Source organism: Burkholderia pulmonis (assembly GCF_984667975.1).
On the sequence record NZ_OZ480187.1, the window covers coordinates 716331 to 737600 of the forward strand.

The 21270-nt window shown below is 65.0% G+C and carries 14 protein-coding genes; 5 read left to right on the forward strand and 9 right to left on the reverse strand.

Features of this window, described 5'->3' with window-relative positions; genetic code table 11:
- Positions 1-34: 34 nt before the first annotated feature.
- Positions 35-892 carry an AraC family transcriptional regulator gene (locus AC5LXK_RS19995; protein ID WP_493393191.1) on the reverse strand — a complete coding sequence of 286 codons (858 nt, stop codon included), beginning with the start codon at positions 890-892 and terminating at the stop codon, positions 35-37.
- A 73-nt stretch (positions 893-965) separates the two neighbouring features.
- Positions 966-1943, reverse strand: a complete 978-nt coding sequence (locus AC5LXK_RS20000; protein ID WP_493393192.1) for a cupin domain-containing protein — start codon at positions 1941-1943, stop codon at positions 966-968.
- Between the two features lie 41 nt (positions 1944-1984).
- Between AC5LXK_RS20000 and AC5LXK_RS20005 the strand changes: the two genes are divergently transcribed.
- A complete protein-coding gene (locus AC5LXK_RS20005; protein WP_493393193.1) occupies positions 1985-2734 on the forward strand; it encodes an SDR family oxidoreductase in 750 nt (249 codons plus the stop codon).
- A 68-nt stretch (positions 2735-2802) separates the two neighbouring features.
- Here AC5LXK_RS20005 and AC5LXK_RS20010 read toward each other — a convergent pair whose 3' ends face one another.
- Positions 2803-4104, reverse strand: a complete 1302-nt coding sequence (locus AC5LXK_RS20010) for an aspartate aminotransferase family protein (RefSeq protein WP_493393194.1) — start codon at positions 4102-4104, stop codon at positions 2803-2805.
- A 78-nt stretch (positions 4105-4182) separates the two neighbouring features.
- Here AC5LXK_RS20010 and AC5LXK_RS20015 point away from each other — a divergent pair, with 78 nt between their 5' ends.
- Positions 4183-5067 carry a LysR family transcriptional regulator gene (locus tag AC5LXK_RS20015; RefSeq protein WP_493393195.1) on the forward strand — a complete coding sequence of 295 codons (885 nt, stop codon included), beginning with the start codon at positions 4183-4185 and terminating at the stop codon, positions 5065-5067.
- A gap of 645 nt (positions 5068-5712) precedes the next feature.
- Here the strand turns inward: AC5LXK_RS20015 and AC5LXK_RS20020 are convergent.
- Positions 5713-5901, reverse strand: a complete 189-nt coding sequence (locus tag AC5LXK_RS20020) for a hypothetical protein (RefSeq protein WP_493393196.1) — start codon at positions 5899-5901, stop codon at positions 5713-5715.
- Positions 5902-6082: 181 nt separating this feature from the next.
- Here AC5LXK_RS20020 and AC5LXK_RS20025 point away from each other — a divergent pair, with 181 nt between their 5' ends.
- Complete coding sequence (locus AC5LXK_RS20025) at positions 6083-13645, forward strand: YadA-like family protein (RefSeq protein ID WP_493394022.1); 7563 nt, start codon at positions 6083-6085, stop codon at positions 13643-13645.
- Here AC5LXK_RS20025 and AC5LXK_RS20030 read toward each other — a convergent pair.
- Positions 13627-13971 carry a hypothetical protein gene (locus AC5LXK_RS20030; RefSeq protein ID WP_493393197.1) on the reverse strand — a complete coding sequence of 115 codons (345 nt, stop codon included), beginning with the start codon at positions 13969-13971 and terminating at the stop codon, positions 13627-13629. The genes AC5LXK_RS20025 and AC5LXK_RS20030 overlap by 19 nt on opposite strands.
- 538 nt (positions 13972-14509) lie before the next feature.
- On the opposite strand from AC5LXK_RS20030, the gene AC5LXK_RS20035 reads away from it, so the two are divergent.
- The gene (locus AC5LXK_RS20035; protein ID WP_493393198.1) at positions 14510-15820 is read left to right on the forward strand and encodes a right-handed parallel beta-helix repeat-containing protein; all 1311 of its coding nucleotides are present in this window, start codon (positions 14510-14512) and stop codon (positions 15818-15820) included.
- Positions 15821-15879: 59 nt separating this feature from the next.
- Here the strand turns inward: AC5LXK_RS20035 and AC5LXK_RS20040 are convergent, their stop codons facing one another.
- From AC5LXK_RS20040 to AC5LXK_RS20055, 4 genes are read right to left on the reverse strand one after another with little or no spacing between them, the layout of a single operon-like run.
- A complete protein-coding gene (locus AC5LXK_RS20040; RefSeq protein ID WP_493393199.1) occupies positions 15880-17304 on the reverse strand; it encodes an isochorismate synthase in 1425 nt (474 codons plus the stop codon).
- Positions 17301-17606 (reverse strand): isochorismate lyase, encoded by a 306-nt coding sequence (locus AC5LXK_RS20045; protein WP_493393200.1) that lies wholly within the window; start codon positions 17604-17606, stop codon positions 17301-17303. Before AC5LXK_RS20045 ends, AC5LXK_RS20040 begins: the two co-directional genes overlap by 4 nt.
- Positions 17603-18376, reverse strand: a complete 774-nt coding sequence (locus AC5LXK_RS20050) for a thioesterase II family protein (RefSeq protein WP_493393201.1) — start codon at positions 18374-18376, stop codon at positions 17603-17605. Before AC5LXK_RS20050 ends, AC5LXK_RS20045 begins: the two co-directional genes overlap by 4 nt.
- On the reverse strand, positions 18373-20025 hold the full coding sequence (locus AC5LXK_RS20055; protein ID WP_493393202.1) for a (2,3-dihydroxybenzoyl)adenylate synthase: 1653 nt from the start codon (positions 20023-20025) through the stop codon (positions 18373-18375). Before AC5LXK_RS20055 ends, AC5LXK_RS20050 begins: the two co-directional genes overlap by 4 nt.
- Before the next feature lie 217 nt (positions 20026-20242).
- On the opposite strand from AC5LXK_RS20055, the gene AC5LXK_RS20060 reads away from it, so the two are divergent.
- On the forward strand, positions 20243-21184 hold the full coding sequence (locus AC5LXK_RS20060) for a helix-turn-helix transcriptional regulator (protein WP_493393203.1): 942 nt from the start codon (positions 20243-20245) through the stop codon (positions 21182-21184).
- Positions 21185-21270: the final 86 nt, after the last annotated feature.

Here is a 21270-nt window from a genome sequence, read left to right on the forward strand (position 1 = left end):
GGTTGGAAGTCGCATGATCGGATGGCGTGCGCGATCAGTCTGGAACGTTTGTGCAGAGTTGCCGGTAGGCGGCCGGCGTGATCCGGTACGCGCGGCGGAACCAGCGGCCCAGGTGGCTCTGGTCGGCGAAACCGACGTCCGCGGCCGCCTGGGCGGGCGTACGGCCGGCCGCCAGCAGCCTGCGCGCGGCGCGCAGCCGCAAGTGCACCAGGTACGCATGCGGCGACGTGCCGAATGCGCGCTGGAACATCCGCGTCAGCCGGAACCGGTCGATGCCGGCTGCGCCGGCGAGTTCGTCGAGGCCGATGTTGCCGTCCATGTGTTCGTGCAGCAGGTCGCGCACGCGCACGATCGCGGGCGGCACGACGCCGCTCTCCAGCGCGAGCGGGCCGCGCAGTTCGCCGCCGAGCCGCGTCAGCAGGCGGTCGAGCGTCTGGTCGCGCGCGAGCCGGCCTTCGTTGTCGTGGATCGCGAAGAAGGCGTTCTGGATCGCCTCGACGAGGCCGCGGTCGTCGACGAGCGTATGGCCGAACGTGGCTTCGACGCTGCCGAGGCCCGGCAGGTCCAGCCGGCGCGCGGCGCGCTCCACCCACGCTTGCGGCAGGTACAGCATGCCGTAGGTGAAGCCGCCCGCTTCGGGCGCGTGGCCGTCGTGCATCGCACCCGGCTCGATCAGGATCGCGCGGCCCGGCACGCTCGTATGCAGCGAGCGGTGGCACTGGAAGCGCTGCACGCCCTGTTCGGTGAAGCCGACCAGCATGTCGTCGTGATCGTGTGCGTCGTACGCATGGCCGTTGAAATGCGCGTGCAGGCTTTCGATGCCGGTTTCCGCATCGCGCCGTGCGACGAGCCAGTGGTCGGTCGTGCCGATGTCCGGTGCGGTTGTCGTCATCAGGTGCCTCGCGCGTCGTCGTTGCGTGACAGGTAGTGTACGCAGGTCGCGGAATGAGGGCGGCGGGCGCGGCTCATGCTTCGTTCGTCGCGGCCTGCTCTTCACGCGCATATTGCGCGGGCGGCCGGCCGACGTGGCGGGTGAACGCGACGCTGAACGTGCTGGCCGAGCTGTAGCCGACACGCCCGGCGATCTCCGCGATGCGACCCTCGTTGCGGCGGAGCAGGTCCTTCGCGAGCGCCATGCGCCAGGTGAGCAGGTATTCCATCGGCGCGACACCGACCGCGCGGCTGAAGCGTTCGAAGAACGTCGAGCGCGACAGTGCGGCTTCCTTCGCCAGTTCGACGATCGTCCACGGATGCGCAGGGCGTTCGTGCATCCGGCGGATCGCGGCCGCGAGGCGGCTGTCGGCGAGCCCGCGCACGAGGCCGGGTGACGCATGCGTGCCGGGCGTGAAGCGCAGCGCCTCGATCAGCAGCACTTCCAGCAGGCGCGCCAGCACGATCTCGCGGGCGGGCCGCTGGGCACGCGATTCGTCGCGCACCAGTTGCACGAGCGTGGTCAGCCGCGGCTCGCCGCGCACGTGCACGAACTGCGGCAGCAGCGACACCAGCAGCGCTGCGTCCGGCGAACCGAAGCTGCAGTTGCCGGCCATCATCCGCGTGTCGACGGGGTTGGCCGGATCGCCGATCCGGTATTCGCCGTGGTCGAGCGCGACGGGCGGCGCGGTTTCGACGCCCGGCGCCGGCGGTTCGAGGCTGGACATCGCAACGCCGTAGGCGGCCGGAATCAGCATGAAATCGCCCGGCAGCAGCTCGATCGGCGCGTGCCCGTCGATCGCGATCCGGCACCCGCCGTCGAGGATCGCGCAGTAGAACGGCTCGCCGGCGACCGTGCGGTTGATTGCCCACGGGCTCGCGCCGCGCACGTACTTCGAGTACTGCGCGCCCGGTTGCAGCAGCGTCACGACTTCGGTCAGCGGGTCGATCATCGCCGGACTCTCGCAAAAGAAAAGCGGATTTTTGATTGTAGCGAATACGGGTCCCGCCATCTATCGTACGAACACATGCCCCACACACCACAGGAGTTCGCATGAAGACCGTACTGATCACCGGCTGTTCTTCCGGCTTCGGCCTCGAGATCGCGCGCCATTTCCTGGCCCGCGACTGGCGGGTCGTCGCGACGATGCGCACGCCGCGCGAGGACGTGCTGCCGCCGTCGGCGAACCTGCGCGTGCTGCCGCTCGACGTGACGAACGCGGACAGCATCCGCGCGGCGATCGACGCGGCCGGCCCGATCGACGTGCTCGTCAACAACGCAGGCTTCGGTGCGGGCGCGCCGGCCGAACTCACGCCGCTCGACACGGTGCGCGCGCTGTTCGAGACCAACACGATCGGCACGATCGCGCTCACGCAGGCCGTGTTGCCGCAGTTTCGCGCGCGCGGCGCCGGCGTGATCGTGAACGTCACGTCGAGCGTCACGCTGAAGGTGCTGCCGCTGGTCAGCGCGTACCGCGCGAGCAAGGCGGCCGTCAATGCGTTCACCGAATCGATGGCGGTCGAACTGGCACCGTTCGGCGTGCGCGCGCATCTCGTGCTGCCGGGCCGCGCGCCCGACACGCGTTTCGGCGACAACGCGCGCGCGAACATGCACGGCTTCGAGCATGAAGCGTATGCGGACTTCGTCGGGAAAGCGATTGCGCGGATGCTCGATGCGTCGGGGCCGATCACGCATGCGCAGGATGTCGCCGAAGCGGTGTGGCGCGCGGCGACCGATCCGTCGAGCCCGATGCGCATGCCGGCCGGTGCCGATGCGCTGGCGTGGGCGGCGGAAGCTGGCTGATCAACCGGAAATTCGTCGCGCCGGTTGGTTGAACCGGCGCGACGGATCGCGTGATGCGGAGCAGGGCGCTACAGCGCGCGCGTGATCGCCTGCTCCAGCAGCGACAGGCCGAGGTCGATCTCTTCGTCGCTGACGGTCAGCGGCGGCGCGATCCGGAACACGCCGCCCATGCCGGGCAGCTGCACGATGTTCATGCTGAGCCCGAGCTTCATGCACTCGCGCGTGATCTTCGCGCCGAGCCCGTCCGCCGGTTCCTTCGTCCGGCGATCCTTGACGATCTCGACGCCGAGCAGCAGCCCGCGCCCGCGCACGTCGCCGATGCAGTCGAAGCGCTCCATCAGGTCGAGCAGGCCGCGACGCAGCCGGTCGCCCATCACGTTGGCCCGCGCGACGAGCCCGTCGCGCTGCACCACGTCCAGCACACGCAGGCCGACCGCAGCCGGCAGCGGGTCGGACACGTGCGTCGTGTAGAACAGGTAACCGAGTTCGTGCGCGCGTTCCTCGATGGCCGCGGACGTGACGATGGCCGCGAGCGGCAACCCGGCGCCGAGCGTCTTCGACAGCGTCAGGATGTCGGGCGTCACGCCGTCGCGCTGGCACGCGAACATCGTGCCGGTGCGGCCGACGCCCGTCTGCGCTTCGTCGAGGATCAGCAGCATCCCGCGCTCTTCGCACTTGCGCTTGAGCGCCGCCATATAGCCTTCCGGCAGCTCGATGATCCCGCCCGAACTGAGGATCGGCTCCGCGATGAAGGCGGCGAGGTTGCCGCTCGACTGGCGATCGATCAGGTCGAACGCGTAGTCGAGTTCGGCGAGGGTGTCGTAGGCCCCGTTGCGCTCGAAGCGCGGCCGGTACGTGAACGGCGCCGGAATCGCGAACGAGCCGACGGATGCCGGGCCGACGCCCTTGCGCCCGGCGCTGTACGTGGCCGATGCGGCCGCGCCCGTCATCCCGTGCCACGACTGCGCAAAACCGACGATCTCGTACTTGCCGGTGACGAGCTTCGCCATCCGGATCGCCGCTTCGTTCGATTCCGCGCCGGTGCTGAGCAGCAGCGCGCGGTCGAGCCCGGGCGGCGTGACGTCGGCGAGGCGCGTCGCGAGATCGACGACCGGCCGCGACAGCATTCCGCTGAACAGGTGGTCGAGCTTGCCCGCGTATTCGCTGATCACGGAGACGATTTCCGGATGGCTGTGACCGAGCACCGCGCTCATCTGGCCCGACGTGAAATCGAGGATCGCGCGGCCGTCGGCGTCGTAGACGAAGCTGCCTTTCGCGCGCTCGATGATCATCGGCTCGAACGTGCCGCCGTAGCGGACCAGGTGCTGCCTGGCGTTGCGCCAGAAGGTTGCATCGTCGTTCAGGGACATCGGGCGTCTCCGGGCAAAAGGGCAGGGGGCGCTTGCAGTCTAGGCGCGCGTCTGGTTTGATGGAAACGAATAGTTCTTATGCAAGGTAGAAAGGGAGCTAATACCTTGGGACGCTCGCTCGAAATCGACCTGCTGCGCACGTTCGTCGTGATCGCCGAGGTGCGCGCGCTCAGCCGCGCGGCCGCGCGCGTCGGCCGCACGCAATCGGCGCTCAGCCAGCAGATGAAGCGGCTCGAGGAAGCGGTCGACCAGCCGCTGTTCCAGCGCACCGGCCGTGGCGTGGTGCTGACGCACCCGGGCGAGCGGCTGCTCGTGCATGCGCAGCGCATCCTGCGGCTGCATGACGAGGCGATGGCCGACCTGTGCGGTACGGGGCTGTCGGGCACGATCCGGTTCGGCTGCCCGGACGATTACGCGGAGGTCTGGCTGCCGTCGCTGCTGCGGCAGTTTTCGAGCCAGCATCCGCAGGCGATCGTCGAAGTCGTGTGCGGACCGACGCCGCGGCTGATCGAACAGCTGGAGAAACGGGCGGTCGATCTCGCGATGATTTCATTGCCGGACGATGGAGCGAGCGACGACATCATTCGCCGCGAGCAACTGGTCTGGATCGGCTATCCGGGGCTGGAACCCGCACATTTCGATCCGCTGCCGCTCGCGCTGTCCGATCGCGATACGCTCGATCACCTCGCGGCTTGCGACGCGCTGGATCGCGCCGGCCGCGACTACCGCGTCGCCTATGCGAGCAGCAGCCTCGCGGGGCTGATCGCGCTGGTGCGCTCGGGGCAGGCGTTCGCGGTGATGACGCAGACGGCCGTGCCGCCCGACCTCGCGATCGTCAACGGCGATCCGCGCTTGCCGCCGTTGCCGGCGGTGGGCATTACGCTGAAGTTCGACCGGAAGCGGCCATCGCATCTGACGGCGGCGTTCGCCGAACACATCCGGCATACATTGCCGTTGCTGTGATGGCACGGGGTTCGGCCGGCATCGCGTGAGATCGATCGCTTCGGAATCAAGTGCAAACGTTTGCGTGCGATGCCGTATGCGGCAGACGCCGTACCTATGCGATTTGCCGGATCACCAGATCGGAATCCTGTGCAGTTCACTCATCCCGCCTGGCGAGATTCCATCGCGCGTGTTTACATCGGCAGCGAAACGGAAAAATGAAGGTAGACGATTGTTAATCATTGTTAAAACCAAAAAAACAATAACAAATATTCGTAACTTCTGTGTATTAATTCCGGTGAATTCAAAGAGACTTTCGCCGTATTAAATACGGTGTACGAACTGATTCTAAAGAACCAGCTGGATAGCCGTGCGCGTCCGGAATTCGGCGACTTTCATCGGGGGTGTCGTAGTGAATCGCAGCTATCGAAGCATATGGAGCGAGGTGCTCGGCACGTGGGTCGCAGTTTCAGAGGTCGTCAAGTCTCGGGGAAAGAAATCGCGTGGTGGCGTATCCCGGTCAAGCGGAGACGCTGTCGAACCGGAGAAACTCCTTGAATTAAATGCGCGCGGAATAATTGGTTTATCCATTTTTGCGTCATCGTGCCTGGCTATCCCGGCTTATGCACAGCAATTCATCGTCAACGACAACGGCGATCCAGGGTGTTATCGCATTACCGACGGCGGGGTGGTCGGGCAGGCAGGTGGATTGTCTGCGTGCAACACCGCCAGCACAACCGCCGTGATGGTGAACAGCGGCAGCCTGATTGTCGGCGGCACGAACGGCACGGGTGTGATCGGCGGATTGCCGACGTCGACAGGCGGGACGACGACGGCCGGCGGATCGACCGCCAACGCGTATGGCTTCTACGTGCTGTCGAATGGCGCGTACATCAACGGCGGCACGAACGGCACCAACATCGTCGGAGCCCTCCAGGTATCGGGCCTGACGTCATTGAATGGCGGCGCCAGCCTCAACAACCAGAAAATTACCAATCTCGCTCCGGGAACGGTGTCGGCGACAAGCACCGACGCGGTGAACGGGAGCCAGCTCGCGAGCATGTCGACGTCGGTGTCGACGGGATTGTCGTCGGCGAATAGTTCGATCGGTTCGTTGTCGACTTCGACGTCGACGGGGCTGTCGTCAGCGACCAGCTCGATCGGTTCGCTGTCGACAGGGCTGAGTTCGACGAACAGTTCGGTGACGTCGCTGTCCAGCTCGACCTCGACAGGTCTGTCCTCGGCTACCAGTTCGATTGGTTCGTTGTCGACAGGGCTGAGTTCGACGAACAGCTCGGTGACGTCGCTTTCGACCTCAAGCTCGACCGGTCTGTCGTCTGCGAACAGCTCGATTACCTCACTGTCAACTTCGAGTTCGACGGGCCTGTCTTCGGCCAACAGTTCGATCACGTCATTGTCGACTTCGACCTCGACCGGCCTGTCTTCGGCCAACAGCTCGATTACGTCGTTGTCGACTTCGACGTCGACTGGCCTCTCATCAGCCAATAGCTCGATTACGTCGCTGTCCACGTCGACGTCGACTGGCTTGTCGTCAGCCACGAGCTCGATTGGTTCGCTGTCGACGGGGCTCAGCTCGACGAACAGTTCAGTTACTTCGTTGTCGACGTCTTCGTCGACCGGCTTGTCGTCGGCTAATAGCTCGATCACATCGCTTTCTACGTCGACCTCGACGGGCCTGTCGTCGGCGAACAGTTCGATCATGTCGCTGTCTACATCGGCGTCGACGGGCCTCTCATCAGCCACCAGTTCGATCACGTCGCTGTCGACGTCGACTTCGACGGGCTTGTCGTCAACCACCAGCTCGATTGGTTCGCTGTCGACGGGGCTCAGCTCGACGAATAGCTCGGTGACGTCTTTGTCGACGACTTCGTCGACCGGCTTGTCGTCGGCGAATAGCTCGATCACGTCGCTGTCGACGTCGACCTCGACGGGGCTGTCGTCAGCGAACAGCTCGATCACGTCGTTGTCGACTTCGACCTCGACTGGCCTCTCATCAGCCAACAGCTCGATCACGTCGCTGTCCACGTCGACGTCGACTGGCTTGTCGTCAGCCACGAGCTCGATTGGTTCGCTGTCGACGGGGCTCAGCTCGACGAATAGCTCGGTGACATCTTTGTCGACGTCTTCGTCGACCGGCTTGTCGTCGGCGAACAGTTCGATCACGTCGTTGTCGACGTCGACGTCGACCGGCCTGTCATCGGCCACCAGCTCGATCGGTTCGCTGTCGACGGGATTGAGCTCGACGAACAGCTCGGTGACGTCACTTTCGACATCGAGTTCGACCGGTTTGTCGTCGGCAAATAGTTCGATCACGTCGTTGTCGACTTCGACCTCGACCGGCCTCTCATCAGCCAATAGCTCGGTCACATCGCTGTCCACATCGACTTCGACCGGCCTCTCATCGGCCAATAGCTCGATCACATCGCTGTCCACGTCGACCTCGACGGGTCTGTCGTCAGCGAACAGTTCGATCACGTCGTTGTCGACTTCGACCTCGACCGGCCTCTCATCAGCCAACAGCTCGATTACGTCGCTGTCCACGTCGACATCGACTGGCCTGTCTTCGGCCAACAGTTCAATCACGTCATTGTCGACTTCGACATCGACGGGTCTGTCGTCAGCCACCAGCTCGATCGGTTCACTGTCGACGGGATTGAGCTCGACGAACAGCTCGGTGACGTCACTTTCGACATCGAGTTCAACCGGTTTGTCGTCGGCAAATAGTTCGATCACGTCGTTGTCGACGTCGACCTCGACCGGCCTCTCATCAGCCAATAGCTCGATCATATCGCTGTCCACGTCGACCTCGACTGGTCTGTCGTCGGCCACCAGCTCGATTGGATCACTGTCAACTTCGAGTTCGACGGGCCTGTCTTCTGCTAACAGTTCGATCACGTCATTGTCGACTTCGACCTCGACTGGTCTGTCGTCAGCCACCAGCTCGATTGGTTCGTTGTCGACGGGACTGAGTTCGACGAACAGTTCGGTAACGTCGCTTTCGACCTCAAGCTCGACCGGTCTGTCGTCGGCGAACAGCTCGATTACCTCGCTGTCAACTTCGAGTTCGACTGGCCTGTCTTCGGCCAACAGCTCGATCACGTCATTGTCGACTTCGACGTCGACGGGGCTGTCGTCAGCAAACAGTTCGATCACGTCATTGTCGACATCCACGTCAACAGGCTTGTCGTCGGCCAACAGCTCAATCACGTCGCTGTCCACGTCGACATCGACGGGCTTGTCGTCAGCGAATAGCTCGATCACGTCGTTGTCGACTTCGACCTCGACAGGTCTGTCATCGGCCACCAGCTCGATTGGTTCACTGTCCACTGGGCTGAGTTCGACGAACAGCTCGGTGACGTCGCTCTCCACGTCGAGTTCGACCGGCTTGTCGTCGGCTAACCGCTCGATCACGTCGCTGTCGACGTCGACCTCGACGGGCCTGTCGTCAGCGAACAGCTCGATCACGTCGTTGTCGACTTCGACCTCGACCGGCCTCTCATCGGCCAATAGCTCGATCACGTCGCTGTCGACGTCGACCTCGACTGGCTTATCGTCAGCGAATAGCTCGATTGGATCACTGTCAACTTCGAGTTCGACGGGCCTGTCTTCGGCCAACAGTTCGATTACGTCGCTTTCCACCTCGACCTCGACAGGCCTGTCGTCAGCGAGCAGCTCGATTACATCGCTGTCAACTTCGAGTTCGACCGGCCTCTCATCGGCGAATAGCTCGATCACCTCGCTCTCGACGTCGACGTCGACGAGCCTGTCGTCGGCCAACAGCTCGATCACGTCGCTGTCCACGTCGACATCGACTGGCTTGTCGTCAGCCACCAGCTCGATTGGTTCACTGTCGACGGGACTGAGTTCGACGAACAGCTCGGTTACTTCGTTGTCGACTTCTTCGTCGACCGGTTTGTCGTCAGCCAATAGTTCGATCACATCGCTGTCTACATCGACGTCGACGGGCCTGTCGTCAGCCACCAGTTCGATCACGTCGCTGTCGACTTCCACGTCGACGGGCTTGTCGTCAGCCAACAGCTCGATCACGTCGCTGTCCACGTCGACATCGACTGGCTTGTCGTCAGCCACCAGCTCGATTGGTTCGCTGTCGACGGGGCTCAGCTCGACGAATAGCTCGGTGGCGTCGCTTTCGACGTCAACATCGACTGGTCTGTCATCAGCGACCAGCTCGATTGGTTCACTGTCAACGGGGCTGAGTTCGACGAACAGCTCAGTGACGTCACTCTCGACGTCGAGTTCGACAGGCTTGTCTTCGGCCAACAGTTCGATCACGTCGCTTTCCACCTCGACCTCGACAGGCCTGTCGTCAGCGAGCAGCTCGATTACGTCGCTTTCGACGTCGAGTTCGACCGGCTTGTCGTCGGCGAACAGCTCGATCACGTCGCTGTCAACGTCGACGTCGACGGGCCTGTCGTCGGCCAACAGCTCGATCACGTCGTTGTCGACTTCGGCCTCGACGGGTCTGTCGTCAGCCACCAGCTCGATTGGTTCACTGTCGACGGGACTGAGTTCGACGAACAGCTCGGTTACTTCGTTGTCGACTTCTGCGTCGACCGGTTTGTCGTCAGCCAATAGTTCGATCACATCGCTGTCTACATCGACGTCGACGGGCCTGTCGTCGGCCACCAGTTCGATTGGTTCGTTGTCGACGGGGCTCAGTTCGACGAACAGCTCGGTTACTTCGTTGTCGACGTCTTCGTCGACCGGTTTGTCATCGGCTAATAGCTCGATCACGTCGCTGTCGACTTCCACGTCGACGGGCTTGTCGTCAGCCACCAGTTCGATTGGTTCGCTGTCGACGGGGCTCAGCTCGACGAATAGTTCGGTGACATCTTTGTCGACGTCTTCGTCAACCGGCTTGTCGTCAGCGAATAGCTCGATTACGTCGCTTTCGACTTCGACTTCGACGGGTCTTTCGTCAGCCACCAGTTCGATTGGTTCACTGTCGACAGGGTTGAGTTCGACGAATAGCTCGGTGACGTCGCTTTCGACGTCAACATCGACTGGTCTGTCATCCGCTACCAGTTCGATCGGTTCGTTGTCGACGGGGCTGAGTTCGACGAACAGCGCGGTGACGTCGCTCTCGACGTCGAGTTCAACTGGCTTGTCGTCGGCGAACAGCTCGATCACGTCGCTGTCAACGTCGACGTCGACTGGCCTGTCGTCAGCGAGCAGCTCAATTACGTCGCTGTCGACGTCGACATCGACCGGTCTATCGTCGGCCAACAGCTCGATTACATCGCTGTCAACTTCGAGTTCGACCGGCCTCTCATCAGCGAATAGCTCGATCACCTCGTTGTCGACTTCGACCTCGACGGGTCTGTCGTCCGCCACCAGTTCGATTGGTTCGCTGTCGACGGGGCTCAGCTCGACGAATAGCTCGGTGACATCTTTGTCGACGTCTTCGTCGACCGGCTTGTCGTCAGCGAATAGCTCGATTACGTCGCTCTCGACGTCGACTTCGACCGGCCTTTCGTCAGCCACCAGTTCGATTGGTTCACTGTCGACAGGGTTGAGTTCGACGAATAGCTCGGTGACGTCGCTTTCGACGTCAACATCGACTGGCCTGTCGTCAGCGAGCAGCTCGATTACGTCGCTGTCGACGTCGACATCGACCGGTCTATCGTCGGCCAGCAGCTCGATCACGTCGCTGTCCACGTCGACATCGACTGGCTTGTCGTCAGCGAATAGCTCGATCACGTCGTTGTCGACTTCGACCTCGACGGGTCTGTCGTCAGCCACCAGCTCGATTGGTTCACTGTCGACGGGACTGAGTTCGACGAACAGCTCGGTTACTTCGCTGTCGACTTCTTCGTCGACCGGTTTGTCGTCAGCCAATAGTTCGATCACATCGCTGTCTACATCGACGTCGACGGGCCTGTCGTCAGCCACCAGTTCGATCACGTCGCTGTCGACTTCCACGTCGACGGGCTTGTCGTCAGCCAACAGCTCGATCACGTCGCTGTCCACGTCGACATCGACTGGCTTGTCGTCAGCCACCAGCTCGATTGGTTCGCTGTCGACGGGGCTCAGCTCGACGAACAGCTCGGTGACGTCGCTTTCGACGTCGAGTTCGACCGGCTTGTCGTCGGCGAACAGCTCGATCACGTCGCTGTCCACTTCGACGTCGACGGGTCTGTCGTCAGCCACCAGCTCGATTGGTTCACTGTCGACGGGACTGAGTTCGACGAACAGCTCGGTTACTTCGTTGTCGACGTCTTCGTCGACCGGTTTGTCATCGGCTAATAGCTCGATTACATCGCTGTCTACATCGACGTCGACGGGTCTGTCGTCAGCCACCAGTTCGATCACGTCATTGTCGACTTCCACGTCGACGGGCTTGTCGTCGGCTAACAGCTCCATCACGTCGCTGTCGACTTCGACGTCGACAGGCCTTTCGTCAGCGACCAGCTCGATTGGCTCGCTGTCGACAGGGTTGAGTTCGACGAATAGTTCGGTGACGTCGCTGTCCACGTCTACGTCAACCGGTTTGTCGTCGGCCAACAGCTCGATCACCTCGCTGTCCACGTCGACGTCAACCGGCTTGTCATCCGCCACCAGTTCGATCGGCTCGTTGTCGACGGGTCTCAGCTCGACCAACAGCACGATCACTTCGTTGTCGACATCGGCATCAACCGGTATCAACTCGCTGTCGACAGGCTTGAGCACGACCAACAGCGCCGTGTCGTCGCTGTCGACCTCGACGTCGACCGGGCTTTCATCGGCAGCCAGCTCGATCACCTCGTTGTCGACGTCGACATCAACCGGTATCAACTCGCTGTCAACGGGCCTGAGTTCGACCAGCAGCACGATCCTGTCACTGTCGACCTCGACATCGACCGGCATCGGCTCGCTGTCCACCGGCCTGAGCACGACCAACAGCTCGGTGTCGTCGTTGTCAACGTCAACGTCGACTGCGATCAACGACGCCAAGACGCATTACTACAGCGTCAACGACAACGGCGTTCAGCAGGGTAACTACGACAACAAGGGCGCAACAGGTTCCAACGCGCTCGCGGCAGGTGTGAACGCGAGCGCGGCGGGCGCGAGCAGCGTCGCGGTCGGCGACGGCTCGAACGCGCAGACGGCAGGCGCGGTCGCAATCGGCCAGAACGCATCGGCAACGGGCGGCAAGGCCGTGTCGATCGGCTCCGGCAACACGGCGTCCGGTGACGGGGCAGTGGCAATCGGCGACCCGAGCATCGCGACGGGTACCGGCGCGGTGGCGATGGGTGCGAACGACACGGCTACCGGCAACGGTGCAGTGGCGCTCGGCAACGCGAACACGGCAAACGGCGCCAGCGCGCTCGCCCTCGGCAGCTCGAACCAGGCCACTGCGGACAACACGATCGCACTCGGCAACGGCTCGGTGGCCAGTGCGGCCAACGCACAGGCGTTCGGTGCGGGCGCAACGGCAAGCGGCGCAGGCGCACTGGCTTTCGGCTCCGGCGCAACGGCGAACGTCGTGAACTCCGTCGCAATCGGCATGAACTCGGTCACGGCTCCCGCCGTCGCCACGTCGAGCGCCACGATCGGCGGCTTCACGTACTTCTTTGCGGGCAGCTCGCCGATCGGCCCGTTAAGCGTCGGCGCACCGGGTCAGGAACGCCAGATCACGAACGTCGCCGCGGGCCAGATTTCGGCCACCAGCACGGACGCAATCAACGGCAGCCAGTTGAATGCGACGAACACCGCGATCAACACGCTGTCGACGTCCACCGCGTCGAACGTCGCGTCGCTGTCGACCGGCATCAACTCGTTGTCCACCGGCTTGAGTACGACGAACAGCAACGTCGCGTCGCTGTCCACGTCGACGTCGACCGCGATCAACTCATTGTCGACGGGCCTGAGCGCGACCAACAGCAACGTCAACTCGCTGTCGACGTCGACTTCGACCGGCATCGGTTCGCTGTCCACCGGCCTGAGCACGACGAACAGCAACGTGGCCTCGCTGTCGACCGGCGTGACGAACATCAACAACACGCTGAACTCGCTGTCGACGACGATCAACAACAACCAGACGCGCGCCGCGAACAGCAATGGCATTGCCGCCGACATGAACGGCAAGGGCACCGATCTGCCGACGGTCACTGCGGGTTCGAACTCGGTGGCGCTCGGTGCGAATTCGACCAACAGCAACCGTTCGAACGTCGTCTCGGTCGGCAACGACTCGCAGCAGCGCCAGATCATCAATGTCGCGCCAGGTACGCAAGGCACCGATGCGGTCAACCTGAACCAGTTGACGGCGGTGCAATCGACGATGTCGACGGCGCTGTCGGGCCAGCAGGCGCAGATCAACTCGTTGGGTTCGCAACTGCAGCAGACCGATCAGATGGCGCGGCAGGGGATCGCTGCGGCAACGGCACTCACGATGATGCCGCAGGTCGAGCCGGGCAAGACGATCAACGTCGCCGTTGGCGTGGCAAGGTTCGCCGGCGAGTCGGGCATGGCGTTCGGGGCGAGCGCGCATATCACGACCAATGGCATCCTGAAGCTGGGGATCGGTGTATCCGGCAACAACAAGACGTACGGCGCGGGCTACGGATACAGCTGGTGATCGATCCGCGCCATACGGCCTGACGTTGCAATGACGGGTGTGCGCGGCGATACGGCCGCGCACACGTCGCCGTCAGGCAGCGTCGATTCCGGCTCGTCGGCATGTTTGCGTGACGCACCGTCGCGCATGCGGATAGCCACCTGCATGCCGGACAAGTTCAATTCAGTTTCCTGATACGCGTTGACCGGCCAGGAATCGACGGCGATGCCGTAGCCGGCGAACAGCCGCCACCCGCGACTCGCACAGCGCGCAGCGCGACGAACCGACGAAGCACTCACTTTCGCCACGGCACGTGCGTACCGTTCGAACACATCGCGCTCAAGCACGGCCTTGCCGAATGCGCCGCCGTTACCTTCCTTTCACGCAGACACCGAATCGTCCGTCGCGGATCCGATGATGGGCCGCCGCGCCTGCATCAGGTGCCGGCCTGGCGAGTCGTACGCCGTCTCGGCCGTAGCCGTGATCCAGGCTCGGGACCTGTCCTACGACGGTCGCGGGGCTTATGTCGGATTTACGCGCGCCAACGGCGAAATAGACTTCCAATCGAGCGAGATGATCGTACAGGACGGAACACGAAGCCGGCCGCTCCACATCGCTCGTGCACGGGCTTCGACATGTCGCTCGACGGACGCACGCTGCCGGCGCCGTCGACGTCGACCGCTCTTGGGGGAGCGGCCCGCCTGCATCGGCAGACGAGCGGGCAATGGCCTGGCACGGACATTGTCCGACTTTTCCGAAAGCAATCGTTACGCCCTGATGTGCGACACGTATCGCGCCGGCTCGCCGGCCGACCGTCGACGCCGTGCGACCGGATGCCGTCGCATGGTGCGCTGCGTCGGGCGAATGCCTATCGAGGGGGTCATCATGACCAGGTCATTTCGTATCGTCGGCGCCGGGGTTGTCGCATGGGCGTGCGCCGTTGCCAGCTTCCCGATTCATGTTTGTGCAGCGACGCTCACGGAGTACACGGCACCGTGGCGTAGTGCGCGGGCGCGACCGGCGACACCTGCCGTACCGGCGGCCGTGACGATCAGGCCGGCAAGCGACGGCAGCGACCAGACCGATGCGTTGCAGGCCGCGCTCAACGCGTTGCAGGCCGGACAGACGCTGATACTCGCGCCGGGGCGCTACACGGTCAGCCACTCGCTGTCGGTGGCGACATCGGGTGCCGTGGTATCGGGCTACGGCGCCACGCTTGTCGCGACCAATCCATCCGACCAGACGATCGTGATGAGCGGCACCGGTTCGACGCTGGTGGGCGTGACGCTGGTCGGCACCGGCACGACGCGGCTCACGACGCCGGCCTCGACCAAGGTCGAGGTGACGGGCACGGGCGTCCAGGTGCTGGGCGTGACGATCCAGGGCGGCGCCAGCGCCGGCATCTTCGTGTTCGGCGGCAGCAACGTCGCAATCGTCGGCAATACGGTGAACGCCACGCTGGCCGATGGCATCCATACGACCGACGGGTCGACCAACGTGCTTGTGCAGGGCAATACGGTGACGGATACCGGCGACGACATGATCGCCGTCGTCAGCTATCTGGCGGACGGCCGCGTGAGCAGCAACGTGCTGATCGATCGCAACTCCGTGTCGGGGAATTACTGGGGGCGCGGCATTTCCGTCGTCGGGGGCCAGGCCGTGACGATCTCGAACAATACGGTCTCGGGCGTGCAGAAGGCGGCGGGCATCCTGGTGGCGCAGGAGGACAGCTGGAAGACGTATGGCGCGTCGAACGTCGTGGTCGACAGCAACGTGGTGACCAACATCCAGAACTCGACCGTGAACAACGGGCTGCAGCCGACGCAGCAGGCGGCGCTCGAACTGGACACGTGGTCGGGCACGGTGTCGTACGTGCAGGTCACGCGCAACCGCGTATCGGGATCGGGCTACTCGGGATTCCGGGCCTTGGGCAACGTCTGCGAATTCGAGGTCGAGGGCAACACGTTCGCATCGATTGCCGGGACGGCGGTGTCGTTGCTGTCGAGCGGCTGCACGGCCAGCCAGATCGTCGTCAACGGCAATACGCTGGACGGCGTCGCGCTGGTCCAGCCCGTTGGCGCATCGTCGTCGGGCACGATCGCGGTTACCGGCGCGGTGACGACGGCAATACCGCAGGTGCGCTCCGGCCTGATGCGGTCGTCGGGCGGCACGTCGACGACCGGCGCGGCACGATGACCTCGTGACGTCTGGAATGCGCCGCCGTCACCTGAGGGGAGCGGCGGCTGCGTCGAGCATCAATCGACCGTCGACGATAGGCGTTCGCGACCGTGCGCCGTCGCTGCATCGCGCACGCGGATCGCCGCCTGCATGCCGGACAGCTTCAGTTCGGTTTCCTGATACTCGTTGACCGGCTCGGAATCGGCGACGATGCCGCAGCCCGCGAACAGCCTGCACGCGCCACCCGCGACCAGGGCCGAGCGCAGCGCGACGATGAAGTCACCGTTGCCATGCGCGTCGATCCAGCCGATCGGTGCTGCATACCAGCCGCGGTCGAAGCCTTCATGCTCGCGGATGTGGTCGAGCGCGGGCGGGCGCGGGTGGCCGGCCACGGCGGGCGTCGGATGCAGTGCCGCGATGACCTGCAGCAGCGTTGCGTCCGCATTCAGCGTCGCGCGGATCGGCGTGCTCAGGTGCTGGAGCTTCGGCAGCCGGTGCAGCGACGGCTGATCGGGCACATCGAGCGCACGCGACAGCGGCGCCAGCGCGGCACGGATCGCGTCGACGACCAGTGCGTGCTCGGACCGTTCCTTCGCGGAATCCATCAGCGCCGCGCCGAGCGCGCGATCGTCGTCGGGCGTGGCGCCGCGCCGGATCGTTCCGGCGAGCGCATGCGTGCGCACATCGCCGGCCGCGACACGCGCGAGCCGTTCGGGCGTGGCACCGACGAAACACCCGCCTTCACGACGGACCGCGAACAGGTGCGCATGCGCGTCGCGCCGCCGGAGCCGGCGCAGCAGCGGCGCGATCGCGACGGGCCGTGCGTACTGTTCGAGCACGTCGCGCGCGAGCACGACCTTGCCGAATGCGCCGCCGTGGATCGTGTCCACCGCGCGCCGGACTTCATGCTGCCATTCGCTCGCCTGCAGCGCCTGCGTATGCAGCAGTTGCGGCGCATCGTCTTCCGCGGCCGGGGCCAGCGCACCGAGCGACTCGATGCGTGCGAGGCACGCATGCGCGAGCGCGGCCGGATCGTCGTGGGCGGCGACGACATGCTGGCACACGGCCCAGTGCGCTTCGCCTTCGCGCACGATCAGCAGCCGGGCCAGCGTCATGCTCGCATCGGGGAAGGGCACCCAGTGCGCGCTGCGCGGGCCATGCAAATCGAACCGGAAACCGCCAACCAGGCGCGGTGGCTGCGGGCCGGCCGTTACCGCATCGCGGACGAGCGTGCGCCAGCGCGCATCGATCTGCGCGAAGCGCGTGTCGCCCGTGGCGCGCAGTTCGAGCGCGCAGTCCCAGCCGAACAGCGTGACGGCCGCATCGCCAGCTTCGTGGAAAAACCACGGCGTGACGCCGTCGTCCCACGCGGCGATCAGGTCGAAGAAGTCGAGCGGCCGCAGCGGCACCGATACCGATGCGAGCGTCGGGGTACCGGTGGCGGCGGCGCGGCTGGCCGCGTGCGCGAACGTGTCGTGCAGCAGCGGAAGGCCGGCGTTCATGCGAGCCCCCGCTGCTGCCGCCAGTATTGCGTTTGCTGCGCGATGTACCACGCGATGAGCTGAGCGAACAGCGTTTCGACGTAGTTCGCGTCGAGGCCGGCCTGTTCGGCCCAGCGGCGCCGGTCGGGCAGCATCGCGGCCACGCGCTCCGGTGCGGCGATGCTCGCTTCGTCGGGCTTGAAGCGCGACGCGGCCTTCACGTACTGCATGCGCAGGCCGAGCGCGTCGATGATGTCGGCGTCCAGACGATCGATGGCTTCGCGAATGTCGGGAAGCCCCGTGCAGGCATCCGGTGTTTTCATGTGTACTCCTTTCCGTAACGAAGGGATTGGTCGATCCGTTCGACCAGATGTGCGATCACCGCCGGGTATTGGTGTCGCAGGTAGAAGTGGTCGCCGTTGAACGTCTCGATACGGATCGGGCGCGACGCGACGTCCTGCCACGCATGCGCTTCGTCGTCGTCGAGCTCGCTATCGGCGAGCGGCAGCATCACGCCGAGCGGCGCATCGATGCGGGGCGGCCGGTCGCGTCGATACGTCTCGATCGCGCGGTAGTCGTGGCGGATCATCGGCAGGTAGATCGCACGCATTTCCGGATCGGCGAGCAGCGCGGCATGTTCGCCCGACAGCCGGGCGACGTCGCCGACGAGTGCATCGTCGGATTGCAGGTGCAGGTCCGACAGGCGCTGGCGATGCGGCGGCGGCAGCGCGGAGACGGCCACGTAGATCGGCGCCGCGCCGCGCGCTTCGAGCCGCACCGCGACTTCGTAGGCGAGTGCCGCGCCGAGGCTGTGCCCGAACAGCACGAGCGGGGCGTGCGCATAGCGTTGCAGCGCGTCGGCGGCAGGGCCGGCGAGCGCTTCGATCGATGGCAGGCACGGCTCGCCGAAGCGCTCCTCGCGGCCCGGATACTGCAGCGCGAGCAGGTCGACGTCCCACGGCAGCGCGCGGCTCCAGGGACGGAAGAAGCTGGCCGTGCCGCCGGCATGCGGGAAGCAGACGAGCTGCGCCCGCGCACACGGCGACAGCCGCAACTCGCGGATCCAGTTCGAATCAGACGGGCGTGCGGTCATGCGGCCGCCGCCTGCAGCTGGCGGCGCAGCAGGTCGCGCAGCGATTTCTTGCTGGTCTTGCCGATGCCGGTTTCCGGAAAGCGCGGCATGAACTCGATGCGATCGGGGATCTTGAAGGCCGCCAGCCCGCAGTCGCGCAGGTAGCGTTTCAGCACCAGCCTGGACGGCGCCGGTGCGCGTGCGACGACGAATGCGCACGTGCGCTCGCCGAGCATCGCGTCTGGCATCGCAACGACCGCCGCGTCGTGCACCTGCGGGTGCGCGAGCAACAGGTTTTCCACTTCCTCGGCCGATACCTTTTCGCCGCCGCGGTTGATCTGGTCCTTGTCGCGGCCTTCGACGACGAGATCACCGTCCGCGGTGCGCCGTACGCGATCGCCGCTGCGGTAGAAGCCGTCGGCCGTGAACGCCGTTGCGTCGTGTTCCGCGAGTCGGTAGTAGCCGCGTATCGTGTACGGGCCGCGTACCTGCAGTTCGCCGATCTCGCCGGGCCCGACCGGTGCGCCGGCGTCGTCGACGATGCGTACTTCGTCGCCGTCCGATACGGGGCGACCCTGCGTGTGTGCAATGCGCCCGGGCGCATCGTCGAGCCGCGTGCAGCAGATGAGCCCTTCGGCCATCCCGAACACTTGCTGCAGCCGGCAGCCGAGCACGGGCGTCACGCGTTCCGCCGCGTGATCCATCAGCCGTGCGCCGCCGACCTGCAGCACGCGCAGGCTCGACAGGTCGGCCTGCCGCTGCGGCTGTTCGTCGAGCCACAGCAGCGCGAGCGGCGGCACGAGCGCGGTATGCGTGACGCGTTCCCGCGCGATCAGCGCGAAGCTCTGGTCGGGCTCCGGTCGCGTGGTCGCGACCACGCGGCCGCCTGCGAGCAGCGCGCCGATCGTGCCGGGGCAGCACAGCGTGAAGTTGTGCGCCATCGGCAGCGCGGCGAGATACACGGTATCGGCATCGAAGCCGCTCGCGACGCTGCACGCGCGCACGTTGTACAGGTATTCGCGATGACGACGCGGAATCAGCTTCGGCGTGCCGGTCGTGCCGCCCGACAGCTGGAAGCACGCGATGTCGTCGGCGTGTGCCGCGCATTCGAGCACGGGCGGCGCATCGTACAGCGCGTCGAACGACGTGAACGGATGATCGGCGCCGGCCATCACGATGTGCTCGAGCGTTGGGCAGTCGGCCTGCAATGCGGCGGCGAGCGGCCGGCAGTCGAAGTCGCCGAGTTGGGACGCGCACAGGTACGCACGGGCGCCGGCGAAGCGGCAGAACGCGCCGATCTCGTAATGGCGATGTGCGGGCAGCGCGAGCACCGGCCGCACGCCGAGCTGGAACAGCGCGAAGCACGTCTCGATGAAGCGTGCGCCATTGGGCAGGTGGACGACGACCGCGTCGCCGCGCACGAGGCCGAGGCGCGCGAGGCCGCCCGCGAGACGGCGAATGCGGTCCAGCAGCTCGCGATAGCCGAGCCGGCACGCGCCGTCGACGATGGCGAGCGCGTCCGGATGGCGCCGCGCACACGCGTCGAGCGCGTCGAAGAACGTCGTGTCCTGCCAGTAGCCGGCGTCGCGGTAGCGGCGCGCGAAGTCGTCGGGCCAGTCGGGCGCGTCGGCCGGCACGGCCGCCGCCAGGGAGGAAGGGGAGGATTGCATGCGCTGGCCTTGGGTTCCGGCAAGTTGTCAGAAAATGTAAATGAGATGTATTATCATTTGGAACGGATGCTGCGATAGCGCCGTTTCTTTCGATATCGCGGCAATTTCATTCGATCGGGCGCCCGTTGCGCGGCGCCTGCCCGGTCCGGCCAGACAATCGGCCGGTTGCCGCCGGCGCGCGCCGGTCCGCGCGTGCCGCCTAACCCACGGACCTCCGATGAGATCGACCACCTTCGCTTCGTCACGACGTCACCCGCCGGTGCTCGTGCCCGGCAACCATCCGGGCGTGGTGCACATCGACGCGGGCATGAAACTCATGAGCGGCACGCTGTGCTCGGACAGCCGCGACTGGTACGAGGAGCCGCTCGAAAAAGGGCTGAAGCTCGTCCTCGTGCAGAGCGGGCAGTTGCGCTGCCGCGTGCCCGGCCAGCCCGAGCAGTGCATCAAGGGGCCGGGCCTGTGCGTGATCGCCAACGACGGCGAATTCACGACGCACCAGATCTACGACCGCGACGTGCCGCTGCGCTACACGATCGTGCAGCTCGGCCTCGACGCGCTCGACCGCAACCTGAACCTGCTGCCGGAGAAGATGCTCGCGCCGACGGGCGGCGATCCGCGCATCGTCAGTTGCCCGGCGTCGAAGGCGTTGCAGGCGCTTGCCGTGCAGATCGCCACGTGCCCGTTCGAGGGCGCGGTGCGCGAGTACTACCTGAAGGCGAAGGCGTTCGAGCTGACCGCGCTGAGCGCACAGTTGCTGGCCACGCAGCGGCAATCCGCGCCGGCCGACGTGCGCGTCACGTCGTCGGACGTCGAGCGCGTGTACGCGGCGAGCGACATCCTGACGCGCGAGCTTCAGCAGCCGCCGACGCTCGATGCGCTCGCGGGCCGGGTCGGGATGAATTCACGCAAGCTGACGGCCGGGTTCCGCAAGGTGTTCGGCACGAGCGTGTATGCGTACCTGCAGGAATACCGGCTGCAGACCGCGCACGCGATGCTGTGCGCGGAGGACGCGAACGTGTCGACGGTCGCGTACCGCGTCGGCTACAGCCCCGCACATTTTTCGATCGCATTCCGCAAGCGCTACGGCATTTCGCCGAGCGATATCCGCGTATCGTCGAACGCGATCGACAGCGAGGAACTGGCAGGCGCGGCGATCTAAAACAACTGACCGGCAGCCTAAAGGAATCGACCGGGCTCATGGGTGTGAATGAGATAGATTCTCATTCACAGGCGGCCGCCGCTGAG